The sequence below is a fragment of the Pseudomonas sp. W17 genome (genome assembly GCF_040268305.1).
Lineage (GTDB): Bacteria > Pseudomonadota > Gammaproteobacteria > Pseudomonadales > Pseudomonadaceae > Aquipseudomonas > Aquipseudomonas protegens.
In genome coordinates, this window is record NZ_CP158490.1 from 2450571 (window position 1) to 2475236 (window position 24666).

Annotated in this window: 26 protein-coding genes, 1 tRNA gene and 4 pseudogenes; 20 read left to right on the forward strand and 11 right to left on the reverse strand. The window is 59.0% G+C overall.

The window, feature by feature from the left end:
• The first annotated feature begins 23 nt into the window (after positions 1–23).
• From thrS to ABCR88_RS11545, 9 genes are all read left to right on the forward strand, one after another.
• Entirely contained in the window at positions 24–1946 is a 1923-nt protein-coding gene (thrS, locus tag ABCR88_RS11505; protein ID WP_011060417.1) for a threonine--tRNA ligase, read from the forward strand.
• Complete coding sequence (gene infC / locus ABCR88_RS11510; RefSeq protein ID WP_169893379.1) at positions 1946–2497, forward strand: translation initiation factor IF-3; 552 nt, start codon at positions 1946–1948, stop codon at positions 2495–2497. Before thrS ends, infC begins: the two co-directional genes overlap by 1 nt.
• A 60-nt stretch (positions 2498–2557) precedes the next feature.
• A complete protein-coding gene (gene rpmI / locus ABCR88_RS11515) occupies positions 2558–2752 on the forward strand; it encodes a 50S ribosomal protein L35 (RefSeq protein ID WP_002553160.1) in 195 nt (64 codons plus the stop codon).
• Positions 2753–2782: 30 nt separating this feature from the next.
• A complete protein-coding gene (gene rplT / locus ABCR88_RS11520; RefSeq protein ID WP_011060418.1) occupies positions 2783–3139 on the forward strand; it encodes a 50S ribosomal protein L20 in 357 nt (118 codons plus the stop codon).
• 110 nt (positions 3140–3249) lie between these two features.
• The gene (gene pheS, locus ABCR88_RS11525) at positions 3250–4266 is read left to right on the forward strand and encodes a phenylalanine--tRNA ligase subunit alpha (RefSeq protein WP_011060419.1); all 1017 of its coding nucleotides are present in this window, start codon (positions 3250–3252) and stop codon (positions 4264–4266) included.
• Positions 4267–4301: 35 nt separating this feature from the next.
• A complete protein-coding gene (gene pheT, locus ABCR88_RS11530; RefSeq protein ID WP_015634924.1) occupies positions 4302–6680 on the forward strand; it encodes a phenylalanine--tRNA ligase subunit beta in 2379 nt (792 codons plus the stop codon).
• Between the two features lie 3 nt (positions 6681–6683).
• A complete protein-coding gene (gene ihfA / locus ABCR88_RS11535) occupies positions 6684–6986 on the forward strand; it encodes an integration host factor subunit alpha (protein WP_002553164.1) in 303 nt (100 codons plus the stop codon).
• On the forward strand, positions 6967–7323 hold the full coding sequence (locus ABCR88_RS11540) for a MerR family transcriptional regulator (protein ID WP_007920509.1): 357 nt from the start codon (positions 6967–6969) through the stop codon (positions 7321–7323). The genes ihfA and ABCR88_RS11540 overlap by 20 nt, the downstream gene beginning before the upstream one ends.
• 88 nt (positions 7324–7411) lie before the next feature.
• A tRNA-Pro gene (locus tag ABCR88_RS11545) sits at positions 7412–7488 on the forward strand.
• Positions 7489–7570: 82 nt separating this feature from the next.
• On the opposite strand, the pseudogene ABCR88_RS11550 reads toward ABCR88_RS11545, so the two are convergent.
• Positions 7571–8179: pseudogene (locus ABCR88_RS11550) on the reverse strand (tyrosine-type recombinase/integrase); the annotation flags it as partial.
• Between the two features lie 483 nt (positions 8180–8662).
• Between ABCR88_RS11550 and ABCR88_RS11555 the strand changes: the two are divergent.
• The 3 genes and pseudogenes from ABCR88_RS11555 to ABCR88_RS11565 all read left to right on the forward strand — a co-directional run.
• Positions 8663–9625 carry a hypothetical protein gene (locus ABCR88_RS11555; RefSeq protein ID WP_041117058.1) on the forward strand — a complete coding sequence of 321 codons (963 nt, stop codon included), beginning with the start codon at positions 8663–8665 and terminating at the stop codon, positions 9623–9625.
• Between the two features lie 479 nt (positions 9626–10104).
• Entirely contained in the window at positions 10105–10425 is a 321-nt protein-coding gene (locus ABCR88_RS11560; protein ID WP_041117060.1) for a hypothetical protein, read from the forward strand.
• 309 nt (positions 10426–10734) lie between these two features.
• Positions 10735–10872, forward strand: a pseudogene (locus ABCR88_RS11565) (phage head morphogenesis protein); the annotation flags it as partial.
• 23 nt (positions 10873–10895) lie between these two features.
• On the opposite strand, the gene ABCR88_RS11570 reads toward ABCR88_RS11565, so the two are convergent.
• A complete protein-coding gene (locus tag ABCR88_RS11570; RefSeq protein WP_041117061.1) occupies positions 10896–11762 on the reverse strand; it encodes an IS3 family transposase in 867 nt (288 codons plus the stop codon).
• Positions 11759–12052 carry an IS3 family transposase gene (locus ABCR88_RS11575; protein WP_033974343.1) on the reverse strand — a complete coding sequence of 98 codons (294 nt, stop codon included), beginning with the start codon at positions 12050–12052 and terminating at the stop codon, positions 11759–11761. Before ABCR88_RS11575 ends, ABCR88_RS11570 begins: the two co-directional genes overlap by 4 nt.
• A gap of 383 nt (positions 12053–12435) precedes the next feature.
• On the opposite strand from ABCR88_RS11575, the pseudogene ABCR88_RS11580 reads away from it, so the two are divergent.
• Positions 12436–12633, forward strand: a pseudogene (locus ABCR88_RS11580) (lysis protein); the annotation flags it as partial.
• Between the two features lie 21 nt (positions 12634–12654).
• Here ABCR88_RS11580 and ABCR88_RS11585 read toward each other — a convergent pair.
• From ABCR88_RS11585 to ABCR88_RS11610, 6 genes and pseudogenes are all read right to left on the reverse strand, one after another.
• Positions 12655–13194: a DUF4189 domain-containing protein gene (locus ABCR88_RS11585; protein WP_080774177.1), complete on the reverse strand. Its 540-nt coding sequence runs from the start codon at positions 13192–13194 to the stop codon at positions 12655–12657.
• A 464-nt stretch (positions 13195–13658) separates the two neighbouring features.
• Complete coding sequence (locus ABCR88_RS11590; protein ID WP_041117066.1) at positions 13659–14336, reverse strand: SOS response-associated peptidase family protein; 678 nt, start codon at positions 14334–14336, stop codon at positions 13659–13661.
• Between the two features lie 128 nt (positions 14337–14464).
• Positions 14465–14917 (reverse strand): annotated as a pseudogene (locus tag ABCR88_RS11595) (DNA polymerase ligase N-terminal domain-containing protein); the annotation flags it as partial.
• 623 nt (positions 14918–15540) lie between these two features.
• Entirely contained in the window at positions 15541–15750 is a 210-nt protein-coding gene (locus ABCR88_RS11600; protein WP_053157386.1) for a hypothetical protein, read from the reverse strand.
• Between the two features lie 107 nt (positions 15751–15857).
• A complete protein-coding gene (locus tag ABCR88_RS11605) occupies positions 15858–16142 on the reverse strand; it encodes a hypothetical protein (protein WP_019094684.1) in 285 nt (94 codons plus the stop codon).
• 59 nt (positions 16143–16201) lie between these two features.
• On the reverse strand, positions 16202–16930 hold the full coding sequence (locus ABCR88_RS11610) for a helix-turn-helix transcriptional regulator (RefSeq protein ID WP_350404573.1): 729 nt from the start codon (positions 16928–16930) through the stop codon (positions 16202–16204).
• A gap of 109 nt (positions 16931–17039) precedes the next feature.
• Between ABCR88_RS11610 and ABCR88_RS11615 the strand changes: the two genes are divergently transcribed.
• Positions 17040–17210 (forward strand): Com family DNA-binding transcriptional regulator, encoded by a 171-nt coding sequence (locus ABCR88_RS11615; RefSeq protein ID WP_072444854.1) that lies wholly within the window; start codon positions 17040–17042, stop codon positions 17208–17210.
• A 244-nt stretch (positions 17211–17454) separates the two neighbouring features.
• A complete protein-coding gene (locus ABCR88_RS11620; RefSeq protein ID WP_011060428.1) occupies positions 17455–18297 on the forward strand; it encodes a putidacin L1 family lectin-like bacteriocin in 843 nt (280 codons plus the stop codon).
• A gap of 110 nt (positions 18298–18407) precedes the next feature.
• Here the strand turns inward: ABCR88_RS11620 and ABCR88_RS11625 are convergent, their stop codons facing one another.
• Complete coding sequence (locus tag ABCR88_RS11625) at positions 18408–18959, reverse strand: GNAT family N-acetyltransferase (RefSeq protein WP_041117072.1); 552 nt, start codon at positions 18957–18959, stop codon at positions 18408–18410.
• A 251-nt stretch (positions 18960–19210) separates the two neighbouring features.
• Between ABCR88_RS11625 and ABCR88_RS11630 the strand changes: the two genes are divergently transcribed.
• Both ABCR88_RS11630 and ABCR88_RS11635 read left to right on the forward strand, forming a co-directional pair.
• Positions 19211–20134, forward strand: coding sequence for a hypothetical protein (locus ABCR88_RS11630; protein ID WP_350404575.1), 924 nt, complete (start codon positions 19211–19213; stop codon positions 20132–20134).
• Entirely contained in the window at positions 20125–20250 is a 126-nt protein-coding gene (locus ABCR88_RS11635) for a hypothetical protein (protein ID WP_325985781.1), read from the forward strand. Before ABCR88_RS11630 ends, ABCR88_RS11635 begins: the two co-directional genes overlap by 10 nt.
• On the opposite strand, the gene ABCR88_RS11640 is transcribed toward ABCR88_RS11635, so the two are convergent.
• Positions 20251–21168 carry a LysR family transcriptional regulator gene (locus tag ABCR88_RS11640; RefSeq protein WP_011060434.1) on the reverse strand — a complete coding sequence of 306 codons (918 nt, stop codon included), beginning with the start codon at positions 21166–21168 and terminating at the stop codon, positions 20251–20253. It abuts the gene before it with no gap.
• A gap of 95 nt (positions 21169–21263) precedes the next feature.
• Between ABCR88_RS11640 and ABCR88_RS11645 the strand changes: the two genes are divergently transcribed.
• From ABCR88_RS11645 to ABCR88_RS11655, 3 genes are all read left to right on the forward strand, one after another.
• The gene (locus tag ABCR88_RS11645; protein WP_011060435.1) at positions 21264–22490 is read left to right on the forward strand and encodes an MFS transporter; all 1227 of its coding nucleotides are present in this window, start codon (positions 21264–21266) and stop codon (positions 22488–22490) included.
• A 2-nt stretch (positions 22491–22492) separates the two neighbouring features.
• Positions 22493–23317 (forward strand): hypothetical protein, encoded by an 825-nt coding sequence (locus ABCR88_RS11650; RefSeq protein WP_011060436.1) that lies wholly within the window; start codon positions 22493–22495, stop codon positions 23315–23317.
• A gap of 102 nt (positions 23318–23419) precedes the next feature.
• Positions 23420–24655, forward strand: a complete 1236-nt coding sequence (locus ABCR88_RS11655) for an MFS transporter (RefSeq protein ID WP_350404576.1) — start codon at positions 23420–23422, stop codon at positions 24653–24655.
• Positions 24656–24666: the final 11 nt, after the last annotated feature.

Genomic DNA, 24666 nt, shown 5'->3' on the forward strand with positions numbered 1-24666 from the left:
TCACCACTAGGAGAGGAGGCGCCATGCCCACTATTACTCTTCCCGACGGCAGTCAACGTTCATTCGATCATGCAGTATCCGTAGCCGAGGTCGCCGCTTCCATTGGCGCGGGCCTGGCCAAGGCCACATTGGCTGGCAAGGTCAATGGCAAGCTGGTCGACGCCTGCGACGTGATCGACGGCGATGCAACCCTGCAAATCATCACGCCAAAGGACGAAGAGGGGCTGGAGATCATTCGCCACTCTTGCGCTCACTTGGTGGGGCATGCGGTCAAGCAGTTGTATCCGACCGCGAAAATGGTCATCGGTCCGGTCATCGATGAAGGCTTCTATTACGACATCGCCTATGAGCGTCCTTTCACGCCTGAGGATATGGCCGCCATCGAGCAGCGCATGCAGCAGCTGATCGAGAAGGACTACGACGTGATCAAGAAAGTCACGCCGCGCGCCGAAGTGATCGAGGTGTTCAAGGCTCGTGGCGAGGACTACAAGCTGCGTTTGGTCGAAGACATGCCGAACGAGCAGGCGATGGGCCTGTACTACCACGAAGAATATGTCGACATGTGCCGCGGTCCGCACGTGCCGAACACGCGTTTCCTGAAGTCCTTCAAGCTGACCAAGTTGTCCGGTGCCTACTGGCGCGGTGATGCCAAGAACGAGCAGTTGCAGCGGATCTACGGTACTGCCTGGGCGGACAAGAAGCAGCTCGCTGCCTACATCCAGCGTATCGAAGAGGCCGAGAAGCGCGATCATCGCAAGATCGGCAAGCGCCTGGGCCTGTTCCATACCCAGGAAGAAGCGCCGGGCATGGTGTTCTGGCACCCTAATGGCTGGACCCTGTACCAGGTGCTCGAGCAGTACATGCGCAAGGTGCAGCGTGACAACGGTTACCTGGAGATCAAGACCCCGCAGGTGGTTGACCGCAGTCTCTGGGAAAAATCCGGGCACTGGGCCAACTACGCCGAGAATATGTTCACCACCGAGTCGGAAAGCCGCGACTACGCAATCAAGCCGATGAACTGCCCTTGCCATGTGCAGGTGTTCAATCAGGGACTGAAGAGCTATCGCGAGCTGCCGATGCGCCTGGCCGAGTTCGGTGCCTGCCACCGGAATGAACCCTCGGGCGCTTTGCACGGCATCATGCGTGTGCGTGGCTTTACTCAGGATGATGCTCACATCTTCTGTACTGAAGACCAGATGCAGGCCGAGTCTGCGGCGTTCATCAAGCTGACCATGGATGTCTATGCCGATTTCGGCTTCAAGGACATCGAGATGAAGCTGTCCACTCGCCCTGAAAAGCGCGTGGGCTCCGATGATCTGTGGGACCGTGCGGAAAGCGCACTGGCAGCGGCTCTGGATAGCGCCGGCCTGCCATACGACCTGCAGCCGGGCGAGGGCGCATTCTACGGTCCGAAGATCGAGTTCTCGCTGAAGGACTGCCTGGGTCGTGTCTGGCAGTGCGGTACCTTGCAGTTGGACTTCAACCTGCCGATCCGCCTGGGCGCCGAGTACGTTTCCGAAGACAACAGCCGTAAGCACCCGGTGATGTTGCACCGGGCGATCCTCGGTTCCTTCGAGCGTTTTGTCGGGATTCTGATCGAGCATTACGAGGGCGCATTCCCTGCGTGGCTGGCTCCGACTCAAGCCGTGGTGATGAATATCACTGATAAACAGGCAGATTTTGCCCTCGAAGTGGAAAAAACACTCAATCAAAGCGGATTTCGTGCCAAGTCCGACTTGAGAAATGAAAAGATCGGCTTTAAAATCCGCGAGCATACTTTGCTCAAGGTTCCCTATCTCTTGGTTATTGGAGATCGGGAGGTCGAGATGCAGACTGTCGCTGTGCGTACCCGTGAAGGTGAAGACCTGGGCTCGATGCCTGTCGCCCAATTCTCGGCGTTCCTCGCACAAGCGGTTTCCCGGCGTGGTCGCCAAGATTCGGAGTAATTATTATTAAGCGTGATATGAGACAAGATAAACGAGCTGCACCGAAAGCCCCGATCAACGAGAATATCTCGGCACGCGAGGTTCGGTTAATTGGCGCTGACGGCGAGCAGATTGGCATCGTCTCGATTGATGAAGCGCTTCGTATAGCTGAAGAAGCCAAGCTGGATCTGGTGGAAATTTCCGCCGACGCAGTCCCACCTGTTTGCCGGGTGATGGATTACGGCAAGTCGATCTTCGAAAAGAAGAAGCAGATTGCTGCTGCGAAGAAGAACCAGAAGCAGATTCAGGTTAAAGAAATCAAGTTTCGTCCAGGGACGGAGGAAGGGGATTACCAGGTAAAACTGCGCAACCTGGTACGTTTCCTGAGTGACGGGGACAGGGCCAAGGTATCCTTGCGATTCCGCGGCCGTGAGATGGCCCACCAGGAGCTGGGGATGGAACTCCTCAAGCGGGTTGAAGCTGACCTGCAAGAGTACGGTTCGGTCGAACAGCATCCTAAGATGGAAGGACGCCAGCTGATCATGGTCATCGCCCCGAAAAAGAAGAAGTAATCAACAGGGCACGGCAGGCCTTCTGATTATGTTTATCAACTGAATGCGGAGTATCCGAACATGCCAAAGATGAAAACCAAAAGTGGTGCTGCTAAGCGGTTTCTGAAAACTGCTAACGGTATCAAGCACAAGCACGCTTTCAAGAGCCACATCCTGACCAAAATGTCGACCAAGCGTAAGCGTCAACTGCGCGGTAGCAGCTTGCTGCATCCGTCTGACGTGGCAAAAGTCGAGCGCATGCTGCGCCTTCGTTAATTTTTGGATCAAGAATAGAGGAAGTAACTCATGGCTCGTGTAAAGCGTGGCGTCATTGCCCGTAAACGTCACAAAAAAATTCTGAAACTTGCTAAAGGCTACTACGGCGCTCGCTCGCGCGTATTCCGTGTTGCCAAGCAAGCGGTAATCAAGGCAGGCCAATACGCCTACCGTGACCGTCGTCAGAAAAAACGTCAGTTCCGCGCTCTGTGGATTGCTCGTATCAACGCTGGTGCTCGTAATAACGGTCTGTCGTACAGCCGTCTGATCGCTGGCCTGAAAAAGGCGTCCATCGAGATCGACCGTAAGGTTCTGGCTGATCTGGCAGTGAACGAAAAAGCGGCGTTTGCTGCGATTGTCGAGAAAGCTAAAGCCACCTTGGCTTAAGTACCCCCGACAGTCATCCGGGCTCACCTTTCGTGAGCCCAGATGTTAAACGTCATAAATAGGGGAAGAGCCTTCAAGCTCTTCCCCTATTTTGTATCTGGAGTCTGTACATGGAAAACCTGGATGCGCTGGTTTCTCAAGCACTTGAGGCCGTGCAACACGCTGAAGACATCAATGCCCTGGAACAGATCCGGGTTCACTTCCTTGGCAAGAAGGGCGAGCTGACTCAGGTGATGAAGACCCTGGGCAACCTGCCTGCCGAAGAGCGTCCGCAAGTCGGTGCGCTGATCAACGTTGCCAAGGAGCGTGTAACAGAGGTTCTCAATGCTCGCAAAGCGGCTTTCGAGGAGGCGGAACTCAGCGCCAAGCTCGCCGCCGAGTGCATTGACGTCACTCTGCCGGGCCGTGGCCAGACCTCGGGCGGTCTGCACCCGATTACGCGGACCCTGGAGCGTATCGAACAGTTCTTCACTCATATTGGCTATGGCATCGCCGAAGGCCCTGAGGTTGAAGACGACTATCACAACTTTGAAGCGCTCAACATCCCAGGCCACCACCCGGCCCGGTCGATGCACGACACCTTCTATTTCAACGCGAACATGTTGTTGCGCACCCATACCTCGCCGGTACAGGTCCGCACCATGGAGTCGCAGCAGCCGCCGATTCGCATTGTCTGCCCAGGCCGTGTGTACCGTAGCGACTCCGATATCACTCACTCGCCGATGTTTCACCAGGTCGAAGGCCTGCTGGTCGATCGTGACATCAATTTCGCCGACCTGAAGGGCACGATCGAAGAGTTCCTGCGGGTATTCTTCGAGAAGGAACTGGCGGTGCGTTTCCGTCCTTCGTACTTCCCGTTCACCGAGCCTTCCGCCGAAGTCGATATGGAATGCGTGATGTGCAGCGGTAAAGGCTGCCGGGTCTGCAAGCAGACTGGCTGGCTGGAAGTCATGGGATGCGGCATGGTTCATCCGAATGTGCTGCGTATGTCCGGGATCGATCCGGAAGAGTTCCAGGGCTTTGCCTTCGGCATGGGCGCCGAGCGTCTGGCCATGCTGCGTTACGGTGTCAATGACTTGCGCCTGTTCTTCGACAACGACTTGCGGTTCCTTGCGCAATTTCGCTAGTCGCGCGTCCGTAACGAATCTATTAGGAGAGCAGGATGAAATTCAGTGAACAATGGCTGCGCGGCTGGGTTAGCCCGCAGGTAAGTCGTGACGAGCTGGTAGCCCGTCTATCGATGGCCGGTCTTGAGGTCGACAGCGTAACGCCGGCCGCCGGTGATTTCAGTGGCGTGGTAGTGGGCGAGGTGTTGAGCACCGAGCAGCACCCGGATGCCGACAAGCTGCGCGTTTGCCAGGTCAGCAATGGTTCGGAGACCTTCCAGGTTGTCTGCGGCGCGCCGAACGTGCGCCCGGGCCTGAAGGTCCCGTTCGCCATGATCGGTGCCCAGTTGCCGGGCGACTTCAAGATCAAGAAGGCCAAGCTGCGTGGCGTGGAATCCAACGGCATGTTGTGCTCCCAGGCTGAGCTGCAAATCGGTGAGGGCAATGACGGCCTCATGGAGTTGCCGGTCGATGCGCCAGTGGGTGAGGACGTTCGCACCTACCTGAGCCTGGACGATGCCAGCATCGAGGTCGACCTGACCCCTAACCGCGGGGACTGCCTGTCCCTGGCCGGCATGGCCCGTGAAGTGGGTGCCTTGTACGCGGCCAAGGTGCAGCGTCCGGAAGTGCCGGCGATTCCTGCGGCGCATGACGAGGTGCGTCCAGTGGAAGTGCTGGCTCCGGCTGCCTGCCCACGTTACCTGGGGCGTGTCGTCCGCAATGTCGACCTGTCCAAGCCTACTCCGCTGTGGATGGTCGAGCGCCTGCGTCGCGCCGATGTGCGCAGTATCGATGCTGCAGTGGACATCACCAACTACGTGATGCTCGAACTGGGCCAGCCGCTGCATGCCTTCGATCTCGCCGAGATCAATGGCGGCATCCGTGTACGAATGGCTGAAGAGGGCGAGAAGCTGGTATTGCTCGACGGTCAGGAAGTGACCCTGCGCAGCGATACCCTGGTGATTGCCGACCATACCCGAGCCCTGGCGATTGCCGGCGTGATGGGGGGGGAGCACAGTGGCGTCACCGCCAATACCCGTGACGTATTCCTGGAAAGTGCCTTCTTCGACCAGATCGCGGTTGCTGGCAAGGCACGCTCCTATGGCCTGCATACCGATGCTTCCCATCGCTATGAGCGTGGTGTGGACTGGCAGCTTGCTCGCGAAGCCATGGAGCGGGCTACTGGCTTGCTGCTGGAAATCACGGGCGGCGACGCGGGGCCGATCATTGAAACGCTCAGCGAGCAGCATCTGCCATCCGTTGCGCCTGTCACCTTGCGCGCTGAACGCATCACTCAGATGCTGGGCATGGAAATCGACGGCCTTGAGGTAGAGCGTTTGCTCACCGCCCTGGGCCTGACTGTAACTGCCGATGGGGCAGGGCAGTGGCGTGTTGAGGTGCCGAGCCATCGCTTCGATATCAGTCTTGAGGTTGACCTGATCGAAGAACTGGCACGTCTTTATGGTTACAACCGTCTTCCGGTTCGCTATCCGCAGGCTCGTCTGGCGCCTCAAGCCAAGGCCGAGGCCGAGGGTGACCTGCCTGCTTTGCGTCGTTTGCTGGTTGCTCGTGGTTATCAGGAAGCGATCACCTACAGCTTCATCGATCCGAAGCTGTTCGAACTGTTCAACCCAGGCGTCGAACCGCTGTTGCTGGCCAATCCGATTTCGGCCGACATGGCAGCCATGCGTTCCTCTCTGTGGCCGGGCCTGGTCAAGGCGCTTCAGCACAACCTGAACCGTCAGCAGGACCGTGTCCGCATGTTTGAAAGCGGCCTGCGTTTTGTTGGTCAGCTGGAAGGTTTGAAGCAGCAGCCGATGCTGGCAGGTGTTGTATGTGGCAGCCGCTTGCCTGAAGGCTGGGCGCAAGGTCGCGATGGCGTGGACTTCTTCGACGTCAAGGCGGATGTCGAAGCGGTACTGGGTTTTGCCGGTGCTCTTGATGCATTCACCTTTGTGCCGGGCAAGCATCCAGCGCTTCATCCTGGTCAGACGGCTCGCATCGAGCGTGACGGTCGTGAAGTCGGTTTCCTGGGGGCCATTCACCCAGAGCTGGCGAAGAATCTCGGTCTGGACCGCCCTGTCTATGTGTTTGAACTGGTCCTGAGTGAAGTGGCTCAAGGGCGTTTGCCGAAATTCCATGAGCTGTCGCGCTTCCCGGAAGTGCGTCGCGACCTGGCATTGCTGGCGGATCGTGACGTGGCGGCCAGCGCCGTTCTGGACGTAATCCGTGAAAATGCAGGTGAGTGGCTGACAGACCTCAGGCTGTTTGACGTCTATCAGGGTAAAGGCATTGATCCTCATAGAAAAAGCCTTGCCGTCGGCTTGACCTGGCAGCATCCATCGCGCACTCTTAACGACGATGAGGTGAACTCTACGACGCAAAATATCCTCACCTCGCTCGAACAAAGGTTGAACGCCACGTTAAGGAAGTGACGTATGGGGGCTCTGACGAAAGCTGAAATGGCCGAACGTCTCTACGAAGAGCTAGGCCTGAATAAACGCGAGGCCAAGGAATTGGTCGAGCTATTCTTTGAAGAAATCAGGCACGCTCTCGAAGATAACGAACAGGTCAAATTGTCCGGTTTCGGTAACTTCGACCTTCGGGATAAACGCCAGCGTCCTGGCCGCAACCCGAAAACGGGTGAAGAAATCCCGATCACGGCGCGCCGTGTGGTCACCTTTCGTCCAGGGCAGAAGTTGAAGGCCCGAGTTGAGGCTTATGCTGGAACCAAGTCATAACGACGAGCTCCCGGTCATTCCGGGCAAGCGCTACTTCACCATTGGTGAAGTCAGTGAGCTCTGTGCGGTCAAGCCGCATGTGCTGCGTTATTGGGAGCAGGAGTTTCCTCAACTCAACCCCGTCAAGCGCCGCGGAAATCGCCGGTATTATCAGCGCCAGGATGTGCTGATGATCCGGCAGATCCGCGCGTTGCTTTATGACCAGGGGTTCACCATCGGCGGGGCGCGCCTGCGTCTTTCCGGTGATGAGGCCAAAGACGATACCACCCAGTACAAGCAACTGATCCGTCAGATGATCTCTGAGCTGGAAGACGTGCTTGTGGTGCTAAAAAAGTAATTCTCTGTTTTAAATACTTCCACTTTTCAAAAGCTTGCGGTATATTCCTCAACGTTTCCTGAGAAGTGAAACAGGTTTCACGCCTAGTCGGGGCGTAGCGCAGTCCGGTAGCGCACTAGCATGGGGTGCTAGGGGTCGAGTGTTCGAATCACTCCGTCCCGACCATATTTTTCAATGACTTAGCCGCTTTCGAGCGGCTTTGTTGTTTCTGCCATAGTGACTTTACGAGTGACCCTGGCCTTTTTCTTCATGCCTCCCTCCTTTTCAAAATCGTCAGCGCTGGTGCACGTGAGTCAGTTGCTGATACCTTGTTTGCCGCCTCAATGAGCTGATCCAGTTCTGCTGCCGAGTAGTGACTGGTGATGCTTCCGTTCTTGTGGCCGAGCAGTGCTTTCCGATCTTCCTCTGTCACCCCTGCAGCGCGTAGTCTTCTCCCAAAGGTGTGCTTCAGGTCGTGAATGCGGATCCTGGCAAAGCCATCATGCGCCGGCCGCAGGAACTTCTCCTGCCACTTCTTTGCCGCTCTGATCCTGGCCTTCTTCCAGGCCGAGTCATTCATGCGGTGCACCGTCGTTTCATTCCCCTCGCCATCAGGCTTGCCAAACGGGAACACGTAGAGTGGGGGCTTTCCGCGCTGCTTCTCGATCACCGACTTGGCCACGTCATTCAAAACGACCAAGCGCTCGTCTCGGTTCTTAACGCCAGATCTGGCGCTCCTTCCCCCAAACCCGGCCGGTATCAGAAACACACTGGTTCCAAGTTCCGGCACCGCAATATCCCAATTCCACTGAAGCTTGCAAACCTCCTGCTCCCGGCACCCCGTGTTTACCTTGAACATCGCCATGGTCTGTAGGTGAGCCTAAGCATTGGAATCGTGACTGGCTCGCCTTATGGGAATCACTGAAAGCAGTGATCAAGGAAGTGGATATTCAGGCTCATCAGCTGATCTGGCAGGTGATTCACTCGGAAAATGATGAAATAGCGGCATAAAGATATTGACATGGTGGGGTTCTGTGCGTACTTTTCCCATAGTGCACAAGTAACGCGAAACGCACACGAAACCCTGAACCCGGCCAAGCGCCGGGTTTTTATTACTCCGATTTCAGCAGAATGATTTTTGTAGGGGGGGCAGCAGTATGAAAAATACTGTTTGCATGTACAGTATTTTGATGAGAGAGTAATTTCACTCCTCGGGTGTATCAGAAGCGAAACCCACCGCATTGCTGGTGCTTACCTTCTCGACTCGTGTGAAGGCCTTGAGCCCCGAGCAATCGCCCATGAGCGCCATACGCCCGATACAGAGGCCTGAACTTAAATCAGCTCAGTAACGGAGTTTAAAATGGAAAACGCAAACTCAGCCTCTCAAACCTTGCAAGATCTTTGGACTCAATTGGAACCGGTGGATAACACCGGCATGCTTAGGCGCGTGGTTTTTGCGGACGGCAAGTTTTATGCGGCTGGTGGCAACGGTCTTCCCACAACCACTCAGCTTGTCAGCGGAGGCGCGACTGGTACAGCGTGGACCAAGCTTAAGGGCGCCGTCACCTCTGATAGCGGAAAGGTCCTCAACGACCTGTACTGGAACGGTCTTGGGACACAGCTTCAAGCCCTTTCTCAATCCGGCAATGTGGTCTATGGCAGCACAGCACGCCCTGAAAGGGCTTGGACAGACATTACGACAACTGTTCGCGCGTCCGGAGACTTGCAAGGCATTGTGTATTATCAGCCAATTAACGGCAGCAACACGACCTGGATACTGGTTGGGTCCAACGGTAAAGTCTTTTCCCGTTATGGCGATTGGTCAGGCCAGGTGGAGCGCACTACGACCTTCACTTCTAGCGAGACTGTGTACTGCGTCAATGTCATTGGCGTTTTTGTGTTGGTTGCTGGATCGAATGGGAAGCTGCTTAGCGCTGTGAAGATGGCGACGAATGATTCGCAATCATTCGCGACCAGAACCAGCACCTTCGGTACTAGCACCATCCTTTCCATGAAGCTTTGCAACGGGAAAATGTTTATCGTTGGTGCGGATGGCAAGATGGCATATTCATCCGATGGGCTTACCTGGACTGCTGTTGGAGATACCAGTTTCGGTGGAACCATCATCCGCGACATTGCTTACGGTAATGGCAAGTATGTAGCTGTCGGCGACGGCGGCAAGACAGCTGTTTCCGAGGATGGGATCGGCTGGGTTCAGCAAGCCAACACTTTCGCAGGAACCGATATCCGGAGCGTCGCCTACGGCAACGGCAATTTTGTAGCTGTTGGTGCAGGCGGCAAGATTGCTTACTGGACTCCATGATCTTCTATCTCCTTGCGTAATAGAGCCCGGCCGTTGCGCTGGGCTTTTTCATTTCTGATTCAGGCACGCCAAAGCCAGAGTGGCCCTTCGGGGGATGCCTGGACGCGAATAAGCCGGTAGTGCCGCGATGCAAGAAAACGCCGGCAGCTCAAGCACCCTGACCTCAAACTTGCTTTCGGGGGGGGGGGCGCGAGACTGGATCAGCGAGATTGATGCAATGGGGCGTCCGCGCCGGGAGCGTTATCGGTAGAGTGAGATTTGTAGGGATGGAAAATAGCGCGTGAAATACTGGTTGCATGTACAGTATTTTGTTGAGATAGTCATTCCACTCCTCGGACGCACAGGATGCGGAGATCAGCTCGATATAGGTTCTGATCTACACGTGTCCGAGTGAAGGTCTTGAGCCTCGAACCATCGCCTTTGAGCGACATGAAAGCGGAACTATCCGCACCACTCATTTCATTCAAAAGGTATATCTCATGACTCAAGTTACTGTGGGTAGCAAGTTCATCAACCAAGTAGGTTACAGGCAATACGTCAATGCTCTTGTAGAGCCAGCGGCAAACACTACTGGCATCGTCATTCGTACGGTCTCAGCATGCGGTGGTCGTTTGTATGCGGATACCGTGAAGCCGCCTCTCAGCCATCGGATGGATAGCTACCCTGCAATTTTTGCGGCGTCGTCCGGCTCCAACTTCGACACTCTTCCTTATGAGCTGGTGGTTCCCGCTGGGCTTGGTATTTTCTGGGCCCCAGGGAATGACAACTCCAGCGTATGGATGACCTACGACAACCTGTAAGCGTTCATGAGCGTCCGACTTTTGTGCCGGACGCTCTGCTTCCTGCAAAAAAGCATACGAAATCCTCAATCCCATTGTGCTTCCGATGCCCCCTTTTTCTTGAATCATGCCCACGGAGTCGAGCGCATGGAGTTTCTATACCGCCTGCTCGACAGGTTGGATACCTGCTTTACCGCGGGGTTGGTTGGCGCGTTCGCCGCGAGCTGGTGGCACCGCGACGACCTGGTAGACCGAAAGGCCTGGGCCGTCTTCATTTTCTCGGGTGCTGTCTGCGGCCATTACCTGACTGGACTCGTAAGCGCTTACCTGGGAGTGGTCGAGCCCCGTAACCGCAATGCGGGCGCCATTGTGCGGACGGCAGTGCAGCACGTCGCCACCCAGGCGCGCATGGAGACACTGAAAGAGAACCCCGACGTCGTCCAGGCCGTGGAGTGGGTCAGTGGTCTGTCCCGGAGCTGGTGGACAGGTAGTTAAGAGTTACTGCTCGCATAGCGCCGCTCAAACTCCATCGGGCTGAGATAGCCCAGCGTCGAGTGGCGGCGACGGTTATTGTAAAAGCGGATGTAGTCGAACAGGTCGGTTTTCGCCTCGTGGTAGCTGGCATAGCGCGTCAGGTACACCCGCTCAGCCTTCAGCGAACGGAAGAAGCTCTCCATCGCGGCGTTGTCCCAGCAGTTCCCGGGACGTGAATGGCTGGGCACGATTCGATGTCGTCGAAGTAAGGCCTGGTAGTCGTACGCGCAGTATTGGCTGCCTCGATCCGAGTGCAGCAGCACTTCTTCTTTCGGCTGTCGGCGTGCAATGGCCATCTCCAGTGCGGCGTGTACCAAGGCCTGCTGCATGCGGTGGTGCATCGCCCAACCGACGACGGCTCGTGAATAGAGATCGAGCACGACTGCCAGATACAGCCAACCTTGGGCCGTCCGCACGTAGGTCATGTCCGAGACCCAGTGCCGATTGGCGCGATCCGAGGCGAACTGGCGATCCAGGTGGTTCGGGGCAATCGGCAGAGTATGACGACTGCTGGAAACCAGCCGCCAGCGCTTGCGCGAGCGAACGCGCAGACCGGCTTCGCGCATCAGTCGAGCAACCCGGTGTCGACCACAAGCATGCCCCATGGCCGCCAACTCGGCCTTGATTCGGCGATGGCCATAGATCCCATTCACCTCGTGGTGAATGGTGCGGATCTCCTTGCTCAGACGCAGATTCGCCATCTCTCTCGCCGAAGGTGGCCGCTGCTGCCAGGCATAGAAGCTGCTGCGGGATACCCGCAGCAGCCGGCACATTGGCGCTATGGGATAGCGACCAGCCAACGCCTCGATGGCGCGGAACTTCACTTCGTGGGCTGCGAGAAGATGGCGAGCGCCTTTTTTAAAACATCGCGCTCCATGGTGACCTGAGCCAGTTGCTGGCGTAGACGACGCAACTCCGCGCTCTCACCACGCTGCTTGCCGTTGCCCGGAAAGGCATCGTCACCTTGCTGCTCGTACTGGCGCTTCCATTTGCCCAGCAGGCTTTCAGCGATGCCGAGCGTCTCGGCTACATGACGAAGCGGCGTGCCGGCAAGTACCTGGTCTACCGCCTCGCGTTTGAAGGATTCGGGAAAACGTCGTCTGGTCTGGGTCATGAACACTCCTTGCGGTGGACATTGTCCACCTTAAGTCAGTGTCCACTCAGCTCGGGACAGACCAGCTTGGTGCTTAGCCGAATGCGGTAACGTAGTTGAAGCGAAAGCTAGGTGGTTGATTCGGAATTGCTGCGGTGACTGCTGGCGGCGTTACGCGCTAAACCTCAGTTACACCAAGCCATGGCCGTTATCACATCGTCATCAATAAGCTCGAGCGCGATTCCAAAGGCGTCGTAGTGGTGGAAAGTGACTCCCCATTTCCGGACCGATTCTTAAAGTTGCCATATGAGAAAAGGCTTGATGGTTCGAATGGGATCGTTGCCTACCAGTTCTGTGCAACGCTGCAGGCACGAAACTCACTTCGAGTGCTTCAGCCGCATGGTCGTCTTGCTACTGCTGACTTGCGGCTGTCAGTCCTTCTCAACACTGCCGCCTCGGGTGGTAGCGGTGGGGTGTCAGCCACCGCCGGCACCTGCGGCGTGGTTCATGGAGGCGCGCGAGCCGAACTTGCCCCTGTGGCTGCTCAACGAATTGTCGCCATCGCCGGAGACGGTGACCAAGGATTGATCGCCCTGGCGGCCAGCAATCACAAGTTACTCACTTCAAAACGCTTCATACACAGGTTTGGTGCAGTCTTCGTATACCACCTGGCAAGCTTTGCCTCCCGTGTCGACACATGACTGTTGAGCCACCATGCGGGCTTCTTCAGGGTCTTTGGCACTGCCCAGGCCAGAGCGGGACGGCCCGTCCTTGCTGCTGGGAACCACCCATGCGACACATTGGTTTCGATACGTAAAAATTACTTTGCAATCAGTCGCCCCCCGCCTGCTGCAATCGGACAAGGCCGACTTCTCGGCACTCTCCTTGCTGGGCCTGTTGACGGCAACACCTGCATCTGCGGTTGCTCCAGATGAAGCGATTGCGCCCCAGGTCTTATGCCACTGCCCAGCGGGCTCCTGCTCGCGGGGGCTCCCGCCAGCGCCTGGAATCGGAGCGCAGCCGCCAACCCCTTGATCGCCGATGGGATATTGCCCAGCAGGACATCTCCCCTCCGCATTTGCAATTGCCGGAAAGGCAAGAGCCAATAGCAAAAGCAAATTGGCCCCGTGAAGCGGTACCGTGCCCAACGTAGACGATTTCATATAAACCTCAGTTTCACGCAGAGCCCATGTTTGCGCACTACCCAACCGATGCGTTCCCTCGTGTTCGGGGATGTATCACCAATCGCTGATCGCCTTGAGGGCTGTTGTCCTCGGCCGCGCAGGGCCGTTCAGAAAAATAGTTTGGGTATGCCAGTTGCGGCGGTCAACATAGGACGGACGTGCTAATGGCCTATTGCCGGTATCGGTTGGGGCCGCGAAAGTTACCTTGAGCCTTCAAAAAGGGCACCACCCCCGGCCCAGGTTTACCCTCGATTACGCATATAGGCTGGGAACACATCAACCTGACTGGCGATTACGTCTGGCGGCAGGCCGCATGCTGGAAGGCGGGAAGTTCAGGCCGGTACGACAGCTCGGAAAACGTTAGCGTACGATTTTTTCCGAATTCTGCAGGCTCCCCTAGTCGGGGCTTTTTTCATATCAAGTGAGTTAGGGAGCGATCGCGCTCATGCTTGGTCGATCAGTTCCGGCCCGTGATTCTTGACGTTACCGACGGCAGTGCTCACCTTGAACCATTCGAAGGTCTCGGCGGCTTCTCCCTGCTGTAGCGCTATCTGTTCGGCGCGCTCCTTCGGGGGGGCCGGATCGAGCCATTCCCAGGCCAGTTCCGGCCCAAGCACTACCGGCCGGCGGTCGTGGATATCGACCATGCCGCCGGCACTGTCGGCGGTGATGATCACAAAACCGTCGTGCTCCCCGTGACCTTCGTCTGGATCCGGCAGTTGTCCAATTGAGGCGCAGAGGATGGGGGAGCCGTCCCGGTGCCGGATCAAATAGGGCTGCTTCTTCGGGCCGCCGTCGTCCAGCCATTCAAACCAGTTGTCGATTGGGCATATGGCTCGGTGTGGCCAGATCTGGCGGAAGAAAGGCCCATGGGCCACTTTCTCGACACGGGCGTTTATCGCTGTAGCACGGTCGGTAGCCCAATGCGGCCGCCAGCCCCACGACACAGGGTCTGCATAAAGCTTATCGCCGGCGACATGGAAGAGGGCGAGCTGCATCGTCGGCGCGGCGTTGTAGCGCCCCAGGGGTTGATCACCGACGCTATTGATCAGGGCCCCAGGCATGCCCAGGGCTGCGACGAAGTCGTGGATGTATCGGTACTGGGACAGTCTTCCGCACATGATCGCCCCTGGGGCAGTACGCAACTCTAAGACTATAGATGTCCGCTGCTAAGGTTCTGTAGATATTCAACTCAGGGTGTCTCTATATTCTCTTTGCGGTACTTCCTGCCTGCGACGCACACGTCGGCCACGCTACCGGGCTTCTCAATCAGAATGTCATATTCACTTTCCGGGCGGGCTTCACTGTCGTTTGATTTCGTTAGAAGCCACTGTTCTTTTTTTCCAGCGAGACGGGTGCGGAACAACCTCCACATGCCGGATAGTTTTTCTCCTTTTAAGCGAAAATACAGCTGTCCTTTTGCGTAGCTTTTTTGTGGATCACCTTCGGGAAGCCAAACCCCGTAATCCCAAACGATGACATCACCAGCCCCGTACTGCCCCGCGGGGATGCTCCCTTCAAAGCATAGGTAATCCAGCGAATGATCTTCTACGTGCACTGCCATTCGTCGCACTCTTGGGTCCAGTGATGGTCCTTTGGGGATTGCCCAGCTTTTTAGCGATCCATCAAGCTCTAAACGAAAGTCATAGTGGAGGTGACTGGCATAGTGTTTCTGTATGCAATATTGGCGGGGACGTTGCATTGGGAGGTCAGGGTCTTTCTCATGCTCCTTTGCATTCAGTGACGGTTTCATTATGACCTCTTCGCATACTTTATTTGGTCATCTGCCGCTTCTGCAGCCATGTTGTTTGAGAAGGTCAGTCTTCGCGTAAGTTCATCCTTTTTTAACTGTGTCATCACAGATGAGTTTCTGGCGACTTGAGAGCTCAAGTCAGCGAAATAACTCGAACAATTGAACGTGTTCCTTTGTCTTTTCGTTATTCGGCTACCAAAGAGGTGGCTCGGAGAAGATCCTGAGATGAAAGGAGCTCCTGATGATTGGTGTCGTGATCCCGGCGCATAACGAAGAGCGCTTTATCAAAAAATGCCTCCGGTCAGTCATTAAGGCTGGTTGTCATCCAACGCTTCAGGAGGAGGTGAGGATAGCTGCCTGAGTAGATCCTCATTCGCCCGGTCCTTGCTGCGCGCAATCAACTCGAGGTCGCTGACTTTCTTGCGCAACTGCGAAGCTTCACCGGCCTTTTTCACGCACGCGGGTTCGGCCTGCCTTGCTAGGTTTCGGCTCGATGGGAGGAGGGCGCACGGGTGGCAACTACCTTCTGCCACGTCCATGACTTGGCGCTTGTCACGGCTGGCTCACGCTGTCTAGTGGAGGGTGGCAATGCGCCGGTTTTCGCCAATTCTGATCCGGTCCAGCGCTCGGTTGAGTGCGTCCAGGGCGTTGAGCAGGGCTTGTGCCTCGGTTTCCCGACCCTGCCCCCAGAGGCGCTCGGCCATCTTGTTCAAGGCCTGGATGGAGCGCTCGATATCGGCGGCAGTCACTGCCTTGGTATCCTCCGGCTCTTTTCTAGGCATGGGCTGAGGCCTCGATTGTGGTTTGCTGGCGAAGTGGATGATGGATTTGCCAGTGTTCGATGGAGGGCTGTTTCCGGTTCGGTCTGGCGAGATTCATGGAAGGCCTGTCACTGACGACATTTCAAGGCCGCGGCTTGTATGTCGGAGGCGCTACCGACGTTGACGACGCTCATGCTGTCGGCGCCAAGTTCGGCTGCTTTATTGAAGGCCATATTCAGCGCGTCCCCGTTGGAGGAGCCCTTCACGGTAAATGCCGTCAGAACCTTGCAGGCCTGTGCCGAGGAGGCCGTCACCAGATCGACCTGCCTTCCTGCTTCCGTCAGTTGTGTGGTGCAAGCCGAGACCGAAGCCGCAGCGACGACAAGCAAGACAAGGCCACGCAGATTGCGCATCACTGAATACTCCTGTCGACGAGGTTGCCGGCCTATTCCGGCCTGCCGGCCCCGGGCAATCATCGCGAGTACATCGCCCACCAGAACACATGGCCCAGGATCGAGATCTGCTGTTCCTGGATTTCGGCGAAGCTATAGTCTTCGTCCGGATGTTCATCCCGATTGAAGCTGCGCAGGCGCAGCCCGACCGGCAAACGGTAAACCTGCTTCACGCGCAACTGGCCATTGTGGTTGAGTGCATACATCTCCCCGTCGACTACATCCTTCAGGGCATTCCTGCCGACGTTCACGCCAACGGTTGCGCCGTCGCGCAGCACCGGGAGCATGCTGTTGCCGCTGACCGACACGCACTTGGCGTTGCTGAACTGCACGCCGTTCTGACGCAGGTCTTTCTTGAAGAAGCGCAGTCGGGCGGTATCGCTTTCTTCGATGACAAACCGGCCCGAGCCTGCAGCCAGCTCCACCTCGTGAAGAAAGGGGACGTAGACCTCGTTGTCATCGAGCGGGGTCGCATCGTCCCAGGTCTCGATATCGTCCAAATGCACGCTTGGCTGGGTGCGTGACGATGCGGTATCCGCCGCCTTGAGCATTTCTCCAACGCCTTCAGCGAGCCACATGGAGGAAACGCCGCATACCGAGGCAATCTGGGCGACAAAGGCCGTGGCCTTCGATTTGCCACGTTCCAGGTCGGAGATTGAGGTTTGGGTCAGGCCGGCACGTTCAGCGAGCTCTGTTTGATTGAGCTGGGCGTGGCGACGAGCTGTTTTGAGTCGATCTTTAAATTCCATCCGCCCAGTATTACGGGGGTTCCCATAAGCTTGCAAATGGGTATTCCTATATCGTACTATATGGGTGTTCCCGTAAGGGCGTCAGGCAGATAATCAAATGGATTTGCAGATGTTAAAAGAATGCAGATGTGGAAGTTGCAATCGACTTCTCGCTCGAGTGGGCGAGTTTACTGAGCTCCAGATCAAATGTTCCCGCTGTGGAACCTTGAATCATGTAAAGGCCGCGAGTCTCGAGCTATCGCCAGGAGCGGCCAGGTGTGACAGCGGCGTCGGTCATTGAGCCTGTGATGCAACGGCTCGTCCGGGCCAGAGGCCCGAACTCCTGTTGCATGAGGGTTCCAGGCCGCGCGTAGCGCTGTCGCAGTCATTATTGGAATGGGTGGAGCTCTCACGCCGCGGCGGTCATCACTGCGCGTTGAAGCTATCGCCCCCTTCGTGAAAGCCAAGAGCTTCGATTTCCTCGCCTTTGAGCGACATGCAGGCGGAATCCTCCGCATCCATCATTCGACTCAATAGGTAACACCATGGCTTGGATTCGATACGACTTTACCGATAACGGCTCTTCTGTACTGCCGGCTCGCTACTACATGGCGCCGAACCAGTATCTTCAATCCCCCAACAAGCGCTTCAAGCTGCTCTTCCAGCCCGATGGCAACCTGGCACTGTATGACGGCGCCCAGTTGGCATGGGTGGCTGACCAGAACACGCCGTTCACCAACGTGAGCAAGGGCAACAAGAAAGATCCGATGATGGTCTTCATGAACTACGGCTTTGTCCTGGATGACCCGCTGCGTGGCCGTATCTGGTCGACCACTCCGAGCGACCCCACCATGGGTTCGCGCGAAGATGCCTCGCTGCGTGCGTTCACCCAGCTTCAGGACGACGGGAACATCGTCACTGTCGACACCATCCCGCACTGGTATGCACCCAATGGTCGTGTATTCACCCCGGCGGTGGGTACGGCAATGATCATCAGCGGTCCGGCCGAGCTGGTACCGGGCCAGCTCTACAGCGCTGGCGATCACGCTCTGGTCTTCCAGGGCGATGGCAACCTGGTGGTGTACGGGCCGAACTGGAGCGTGGTCTGGGCGACCTATACCCAGAACAAAGGTGGTGTGCGCTGCGTCATGCAGGCAGACGGCAACCTGGTGATCTACGCCGCGAACAATGCGGTCGTCTGGCAGAGCGGCACGGCTGGTCACCCCGGCGCAACCATCCGCCTGCAGGCCAACGGAAGTTTCACGATAGTGACCGAGCGGCCGATCTGGGCCCGCTTCGGCTATACCCCGACCATCAAGCCGCCGCGTGTGTTCTACCCCGATCACAAGTGGAAAACCGGTAGCTACACCTGGGACAACGTGTTCTAACGGCCTGCAAGAGGCCCCGCGACGATGCGGGGCTTCTACAGGCTTCACTCAAGGGCCCGGCAGGCTTGTTCCGCCGGGCTCTGCCCATTGGTGGCGCGGATTGAACGGGGTCACGAACGGGCAAGCGACAGCTGGCCGTCAAAGGCCGTGCGCTCAACCTTGAAAAACAGATTCTCCTGAGTACCTCCATTCACCTGCTTCAGGACGGTGTGCGACAACTGCCCGCCGATTTTCTCCATGGCTCGCTGTGAGCGGATATTCGAACCCGCAACATGGAACCAGACGGTGTCGACCCACTGAAAGGCGTGCCCGAGCATCAGGTACTTGAGTTCCTTGTTGGCACTGCCTCCCCATTTTTCGCGCGCCAGAAAGGTGTAGCCGATGGCAACTTCACGCTGGTCCTCGTTGAACTCGTAGTAGCGGGAGCTGCCTGCAACCTTGCCGCTGTCGCGGTCGATCACGATCAGGGTGCTCTTGGCCGCCAGTGCGTCGTCGAACCATTGGCGAAATACCGGCTCCTGATAGCGGGTCGAGCTTTGGTGCTGAGCCCAGATCAAGGGATCGCAGGCGACGCCATACAGCGCCGCGAAGTCCACGGCCTCAAGTGGGCGCAGTTCAAGTGATTCACCAACGAGCAGGGGCGAGAGGGGCAGCGATTGCATCAGTGGTCTCCAAAGGACGAATGCATCTGTTTCGTTGCGCGAGGCTTGCTGGATGAGCAATATGCTCCGGTTGCACCACGGCTACGCGGGAGCCGGAACCTTAACAAGGCTCTGGCAGGCCTGAATAGCGCGGCACGGCTGCTGTTGGCCGCGAGCATCCCTGATCGGCCTCTGGCGCATCACCTGGTCAACCCAGCGCAATACTCAATAAGAGCGTAATCGCTCTGAGCACATCAATGGATGGCAACGCGATGATGAAATACCCCATTGGCCTGTTGGCATGCACGCTCTTACTGGCCTCGCCCGCGTGGGCGCAGGGCAAGCGGGTGATTCCGGGTAGCGAGCAGGTCGAGGCGGGTTATCTCTCGTCGCAATTGTTGCTGAAGCCCTGTACGGACGTGACGACGCTGGGCTTCAGCGCGGACGACAGCGCCCTGCACGATGCCGCCGCCGCGCGCCAGGCCTTGCCTGCGGGAACCTGCAATGACGCAGTGCTGGTGGAGAAACTGTTCAAGGCGCGCTTTGTGCAGTACGGCTCGATCACGCAGGTGTTCACCCCGTGGCAATTGGCACGGCAGGTCGACAGGCAGAACCGCGCCATCAGCCGTTGCCCGGATACCCGATGCCTGGGCCGCGAGCTGGATGCAGTGATTGCCGCGCTGGCGCCGGTGTATCTCGGCGCCCGCCGGGCCTGGCCCAGGGGCAAGGGGCTGTGCGCCAGCGAGCCGGTGGACAGCCCGGTGAACCAGGCCCTGGCGGTTCTGGGCGCCGACACCCGTCAGCAGATCAATGCTCAATGCGCGCAGGAGGGGGTGATTGCCACAACCTGCCGCGGCCCCCATGGCCAATTGCTGTTCTTGAGCTGTGGCATGAGCGGCAATCAGGTCAATTCAAGCCAATGGCTTTATCGTGCCGGCAAGGCACACGCCGAGCCGCTGTTCGCCGTCGAGGATGGCCCCCTGGGCGTACTGGCGACTTCCTGCAACGGCATGCCCGACCTGATGACCAGTGCACGGGTCAGTGCCGGGGAGCACAACGACACCTTCTACCAGTACGACGGCAAGGCCTATCAGCAGGTGTATTCCTACATCAGCACCTTTGTCGGTATCGATGCCAACGGCAATGACCTGGCTATCGCCCAGGCCGGCGCACTGGCCAAGGTCGCGTGCCGCTAGGGGGGGGGCGCATTCATGGGCTGCGCCTGGTAGATGCCAAGCTGTTCAAAGGGGCGATCATTTCCCGCAGCCAGGCCGGCATGCTCCTGGCCGGGCTGGGCCTGACCGTGCTCTGACTAGAGCCCGGCCGCTGCGGGTTGAGCCTGCAGCAACTCGTCGAGCACCCCCATGAAGGCTTCCACCAACTGGCTACGGCCCTGCTTGCGGGTCAGTACCAGCAACTGGGCGGTGGCGCTGGGGTCGGCGAGGGGGCGGTAAGTCACGCCTTTTTTCGCCAGGGTCTGGGTGCAGCGGGGCACCAGGGCAATGCCCTGGCCGGCGGCGACCAGGGCGATGATCGAGGTGATCTGCCGGCCGCTGGGGCCCGGGCGCAATGGCAGGCCGTTGCGTCGGTAGAGTTGTTCGATGGCTTCGTTGAGCCCCGAGCCGTAGTCGGCGGGAAACAGGATCAGCGGATGCTCGCTAAGCTCGGCCAGAGTCACTTGCGCCTGCGCGGCCAGGGGGCTGTCGCTGGAGATCGCCGCCACCAGCGGTTCGTCCCCCAGGGACAGGGACTGGATATCGCTCTGCTCGCTCGGCGGTTGCATGCGGCTCATGCCGATGTCGATGCGCCCGTCGACAATCTGCGACCACTGGCTGACCGAAGCACCTTCCACCAGGGTCAATTGCACGTCCGGGAAGCGCTGGGCGAAGGCCTGGATCGCCTGGCTGAACAGGTCCGAGAGGGCGATGGAACTGGCGTAGCCCAGGGCCAGTTGCCCGGCGCAACCTGCAGCCAGCTTGCCGGCCATGACCTGGGCCAGGTCCACCTGTTCCAGCACGGCCCGGGCGTACGGCAGGAAATGCCGGCCCTGGGCGGTGAGGGTCACGGTGCGGCTGGTGCGGTCGAACAGGCGAAACCCCAGTTCGGTTTCCAGGGCCGAAATCTGCCGGGTCAGCGGCGGTTGCGCCAGGTGCAGGCGCAGGGCGGCGCGACCAAAATGCAGCTCTTCGGCGACCGTCAGAAAATAACGCAACTTGCGTAGATCGAGCATCCTGTTCCCTGGGTATTGATCGGTCGGAATTCGGTATTGGTCTTGGCTTGGCGACGTATTTTATAAAGGCCTTTGGTCATAAAACGAGAGGTTTCATGAATTCGCGTCAGCATTGTGCGCGCATCGCCCTGTTTCTGTGTGGTTGTGCGGCATTTCTCAACCTGTATGCGACCCAGGGCATTCTCCAGGAATTTGCCCAGAGCTTTCAGGTGAGCATCCGGGAAGCCGGCTGGAGCATCACCGTCACCACCCTGGCGGTGGCCCTCACTGCGCCCTTTGTCAGCCGCTTTACCGGGCGTTTCGATCAGCGCCGGGTGATTGTGGTGGCCGCGCTGTTGCTGGCGGTGCCAGCGGGGCTGGCGGCCTATGCCGGCAGCTTTACCCAGCTGCTGGTCTGGCGCCTGGTGGAGGGCATGCTGATCCCGGTGGTGTTCGCCACCAGCGTGGCCTACATCGGCGACCGCTGGAGCGGCGGCACCGTGACCGAAGTCACCAGCCTGTATGTCGCCGGCACCGTGCTGGGCGGCTTTGCCGGGCGTTTTGTCACCGGTTTCATGACCGAATACGTGGGCTGGCGCGAAGCCTTTGCCTTGCTCGCGGGCCTGAGCCTGCTGATCGGAGTGGCCATTCATTTGCTGCTGCCGGCCAACCCGCCCCTGACCGCGCCCCGGGCATCCGGCGGCCTCAGCGCCCTGCGCGAGCTGTGCCGGCGGCCCTTGCTGGCGGCCTACGGCGTGGGCTTCTGCGTGCTGTTCTCGCAAGTGGCCACCTTTACCTATGCCGGGCTCTACCTGAGCCAGGCGCCGTTCGACCTGGGCGCCGCAGCCCTGGGCGCGATCTACAGCGTGTTCCTGCTGGCCCTGGTGGTGATCCCCATCGCCGGGCGCCTGAGCAAGTCGCGGCCCCAGGCCGAGCTGCTGGTGGCTGCGGCGTTGCTCGGGGTCTGCGGTTCGGCCCTGACCCTGCTGCCGTCGCTGTGGCTGATCGTGTTGGGCCTGGCCCTGAGTTCCACCGGGGTGTTCCTGGCCCAGGCCGCCGCCAACTCCTTTACCACCGCCACCGCCCGCCACAACAAGGCCGGCGCCGTGGGCCTGTACCTGACCTGCTACTACCTGGGCGGCAGTTTTGGCGCCGTGGTCCCGGCCCTGCTCTGGAGCCACTGGGGCTGGCAGGGCTGCGTGGCGCTGATCGTGCTGTTCCAACTGCTGTCGCTGCTGATTGCCTGGGGCGGCTGGAAGCCCCTCGAACCCCAAACCCCGGTCGCGGCTCGCGAACCGTCCAACCCGATAGATTCATCATCCAACAAGGAATACGTGAGGTGACCATGAATAACGTACTGACCCGGCAGAGCCAGTTGCTGAAGATTGTCGAACCTGTGTTGAACGACATGCCGGCCAGTGTCTTGAAGCATGCGCTGTTCGAGGCGTTCTGGAGCGAAGAGGGTGCCCTGGTGGACATCGAGCATGCCTTCGAGAAGCTCACCTCCCGTCGCCACGAGCCGGCGGTGCTGCGCAAGTTCTTCGCCAGCTGGTCGAAGACCAACAACTCCGCCACCAGTGTGTCCGGGCTGGCCAACCGCATCACCTTGCTGGCCCGCTCCGGGCAGGGCTCGGAAGCCGCCGACGGCCTGTACCGGGCCTGCGGCAGCCTGCAGCGGATCACCGATGAAGACCTGGGCGCCCTGGGCAATACCCTGCATTCGGACCTGTTCTACAACATGGCCACGCCGATCTGCGGCGATGACCAGTGGCTGCTCAAGGAAAACTGCTTGCCCTCGGCCCAGGGCTTCAAGGACTGGACGGATTTTCGCCGCCTGCGTGACCGCGACCTGCTGCAGGGGCTGCTGACCACCCTGATCCACGAGGTCTACACCCACGGCGAAGTGGAGTTCATCCACCCGCTGTACAAGCAGTGGTTCGTCCGCGACATGGGGGTGCCGGCAGAGAAGGCGCGCACCACCGTGGCCTGGGTCACGGTGCACACCGGCGGCACCGAGAGCAATCACTTCGCCCATGCGGTGGCGGCGGTCAACGAGTTCGTCGATGCCATGCAGGTGCGGGTCGACCCGCAGGCCGCGCGGGAAATCTTCGCCGAATACCTGCAGCGCAAGGCTCGGGTAATGCGCGACTGTGCCCAGCTGTTGCGTTGATGGCTCCGGCCCGGCCCCGGCAACGGGGCTTGTGGCTGACCCAGGCTCGCCTATCCTGTTGCTGATTGACCCTTCCTTTTCATTTTGCAGCCTGCCTCGACAATGAATGACCTGAAACATCACGCCTCCCCGGAGGCATTGCCGGCGTCCGATGTGTCGGTGCGCCGCCGTTCCCTGGTGGCCGGTTGCGGCGCCCACGCGGTGCATGACGGCCTGACTGACGTGATCTATGTACTGCTGCCGATCTGGCAGGCGCAGTTCGCCATGAGCTACGCCCAGATCGGCCTGCTGCGCGGTGCCTATTCCGGGATGATGGCCGGCTTCCAGTTGCTGGCCAGCCGTGGAGCCAAGCGCTGGGGGCGCGAGCGCCTGCTGGTGGGTGGCACTGCCCTGGCCGGGCTGGCCTACCTGCTGGCGGGGCAGGCCGGGGGGTTGGGGGTGCTGCTTCTGGCGCTGCTGCTGGGCGGCCTGGGGGCCAGTACCCAGCACCCGCTGGCGTCCTCGATCATCACCGATACCCACGAGGCTGGCGGCGGGGTCAAGGAAGCGTTGTCCCAGTACAACTTCGCCGGGGACATCGGCAAGACCCTGATTCCCGGGTTGGTGGGGCTGCTGCTGACCGTGATCAGCTGGCGTGCCAGCGTGACCCTGATCGGCCTCCTGGGGCTGGCCGCTGCGCTGGCGCTGTGGTGGCTGATCCCGTCCCGGGCGGCGACCCTGGCCATGCAGGAAAAGGCGCCGAAGACGGTCAATGGCCAGGGCTCGGTCGGCGGCCTGCGGGCACTGATCTTCACCGGCACCCTGGACAGTGCGGTACGCATGGGTTTTCTGACCTTCCTGCCGTTCCTGCTCAAGGCCAAGGGCGCCGGCACCGCCGGTATCGGCCTGGCCCTGACCCTGCTGTTTGTCGGTGGCGCTTTCGGCAAGCTGCTGTGCGGTTACCTCGGGGCGCGCATCGGCATGATGAAGACCGTTTGGATCACCGAGTTCACCACCGCCAGCCTGATCGTGCTGGCGGTGTTCCTGCCCTATGTGGGGTTGATGGTGATGCTGCCGCTGCTGGGGCTGGCGCTGAACGGCACCTCGTCGGTGCTCTATGGCGCGGTGCCGGACCTGGCGGGGGCGGGCAAGCGCGAGCAGGCGTTCTCGCTGTTCTACACCGGCACCATCGGCGGCGGGGCACTGGCGCCGGTGCTGTTCGGCAGCCTCGGCGACGTCACCGGGATTCCCCTGGCGGTGATGGCCCTGGCCGCGACCCTGCTGCTGACCCTGCCGCTGTCCTGGTACGTGCAGCGTGGCCTGGACGCCGACGCCCGGTCCTTGCCCAGCCCCGGCTGAGGTCCCGCCAA

What these genes read in the sequence shown, in the direction of transcription:
- ABCR88_RS11645 (WP_011060435.1), top strand. Translation starts at nt 21,264, where the DNA reads ATGAATTCGCGTCAGCATTGTGCGCGCATCGCCCTGTTTCTGTGTGGT.
- pheS (WP_011060419.1), top strand. Translation starts at nt 3,250, where the DNA reads ATGGAAAACCTGGATGCGCTGGTTTCTCAAGCACTTGAGGCCGTGCAA.
- ABCR88_RS11650 (WP_011060436.1), top strand. Translation starts at nt 22,493, where the DNA reads ATGAATAACGTACTGACCCGGCAGAGCCAGTTGCTGAAGATTGTCGAA.
- pheT (WP_015634924.1), top strand. Translation starts at nt 4,302, where the DNA reads ATGAAATTCAGTGAACAATGGCTGCGCGGCTGGGTTAGCCCGCAGGTA.
- ABCR88_RS11615 (WP_072444854.1), top strand. Translation starts at nt 17,040, where the DNA reads ATGTTAAAAGAATGCAGATGTGGAAGTTGCAATCGACTTCTCGCTCGA.
- ABCR88_RS11640 (WP_011060434.1), bottom strand. Translation starts at nt 21,168, where the DNA reads ATGCTCGATCTACGCAAGTTGCGTTATTTTCTGACGGTCGCCGAAGAG.
- ABCR88_RS11655 (WP_350404576.1), top strand. Translation starts at nt 23,420, where the DNA reads ATGAATGACCTGAAACATCACGCCTCCCCGGAGGCATTGCCGGCGTCC.
- thrS (WP_011060417.1), top strand. Translation starts at nt 24, where the DNA reads ATGCCCACTATTACTCTTCCCGACGGCAGTCAACGTTCATTCGATCAT.
- ABCR88_RS11560 (WP_041117060.1), top strand. Translation starts at nt 10,105, where the DNA reads ATGACTCAAGTTACTGTGGGTAGCAAGTTCATCAACCAAGTAGGTTAC.
- ABCR88_RS11610 (WP_350404573.1), bottom strand. Translation starts at nt 16,930, where the DNA reads ATGGAATTTAAAGATCGACTCAAAACAGCTCGTCGCCACGCCCAGCTC.
- ABCR88_RS11575 (WP_033974343.1), bottom strand. Translation starts at nt 12,052, where the DNA reads ATGACCCAGACCAGACGACGTTTTCCCGAATCCTTCAAACGCGAGGCG.
- ABCR88_RS11605 (WP_019094684.1), bottom strand. Translation starts at nt 16,142, where the DNA reads ATGCGCAATCTGCGTGGCCTTGTCTTGCTTGTCGTCGCTGCGGCTTCG.
- ABCR88_RS11600 (WP_053157386.1), bottom strand. Translation starts at nt 15,750, where the DNA reads ATGCCTAGAAAAGAGCCGGAGGATACCAAGGCAGTGACTGCCGCCGAT.
- ihfA (WP_002553164.1), top strand. Translation starts at nt 6,684, where the DNA reads ATGGGGGCTCTGACGAAAGCTGAAATGGCCGAACGTCTCTACGAAGAG.
- ABCR88_RS11630 (WP_350404575.1), top strand. Translation starts at nt 19,211, where the DNA reads ATGATGAAATACCCCATTGGCCTGTTGGCATGCACGCTCTTACTGGCC.
- ABCR88_RS11620 (WP_011060428.1), top strand. Translation starts at nt 17,455, where the DNA reads ATGGCTTGGATTCGATACGACTTTACCGATAACGGCTCTTCTGTACTG.
- ABCR88_RS11540 (WP_007920509.1), top strand. Translation starts at nt 6,967, where the DNA reads ATGCTGGAACCAAGTCATAACGACGAGCTCCCGGTCATTCCGGGCAAG.
- ABCR88_RS11625 (WP_041117072.1), bottom strand. Translation starts at nt 18,959, where the DNA reads ATGCAATCGCTGCCCCTCTCGCCCCTGCTCGTTGGTGAATCACTTGAA.
- rplT (WP_011060418.1), top strand. Translation starts at nt 2,783, where the DNA reads ATGGCTCGTGTAAAGCGTGGCGTCATTGCCCGTAAACGTCACAAAAAA.
- rpmI (WP_002553160.1), top strand. Translation starts at nt 2,558, where the DNA reads ATGCCAAAGATGAAAACCAAAAGTGGTGCTGCTAAGCGGTTTCTGAAA.
- ABCR88_RS11555 (WP_041117058.1), top strand. Translation starts at nt 8,663, where the DNA reads ATGGAAAACGCAAACTCAGCCTCTCAAACCTTGCAAGATCTTTGGACT.
- ABCR88_RS11590 (WP_041117066.1), bottom strand. Translation starts at nt 14,336, where the DNA reads ATGTGCGGAAGACTGTCCCAGTACCGATACATCCACGACTTCGTCGCA.
- ABCR88_RS11585 (WP_080774177.1), bottom strand. Translation starts at nt 13,194, where the DNA reads ATGAAATCGTCTACGTTGGGCACGGTACCGCTTCACGGGGCCAATTTG.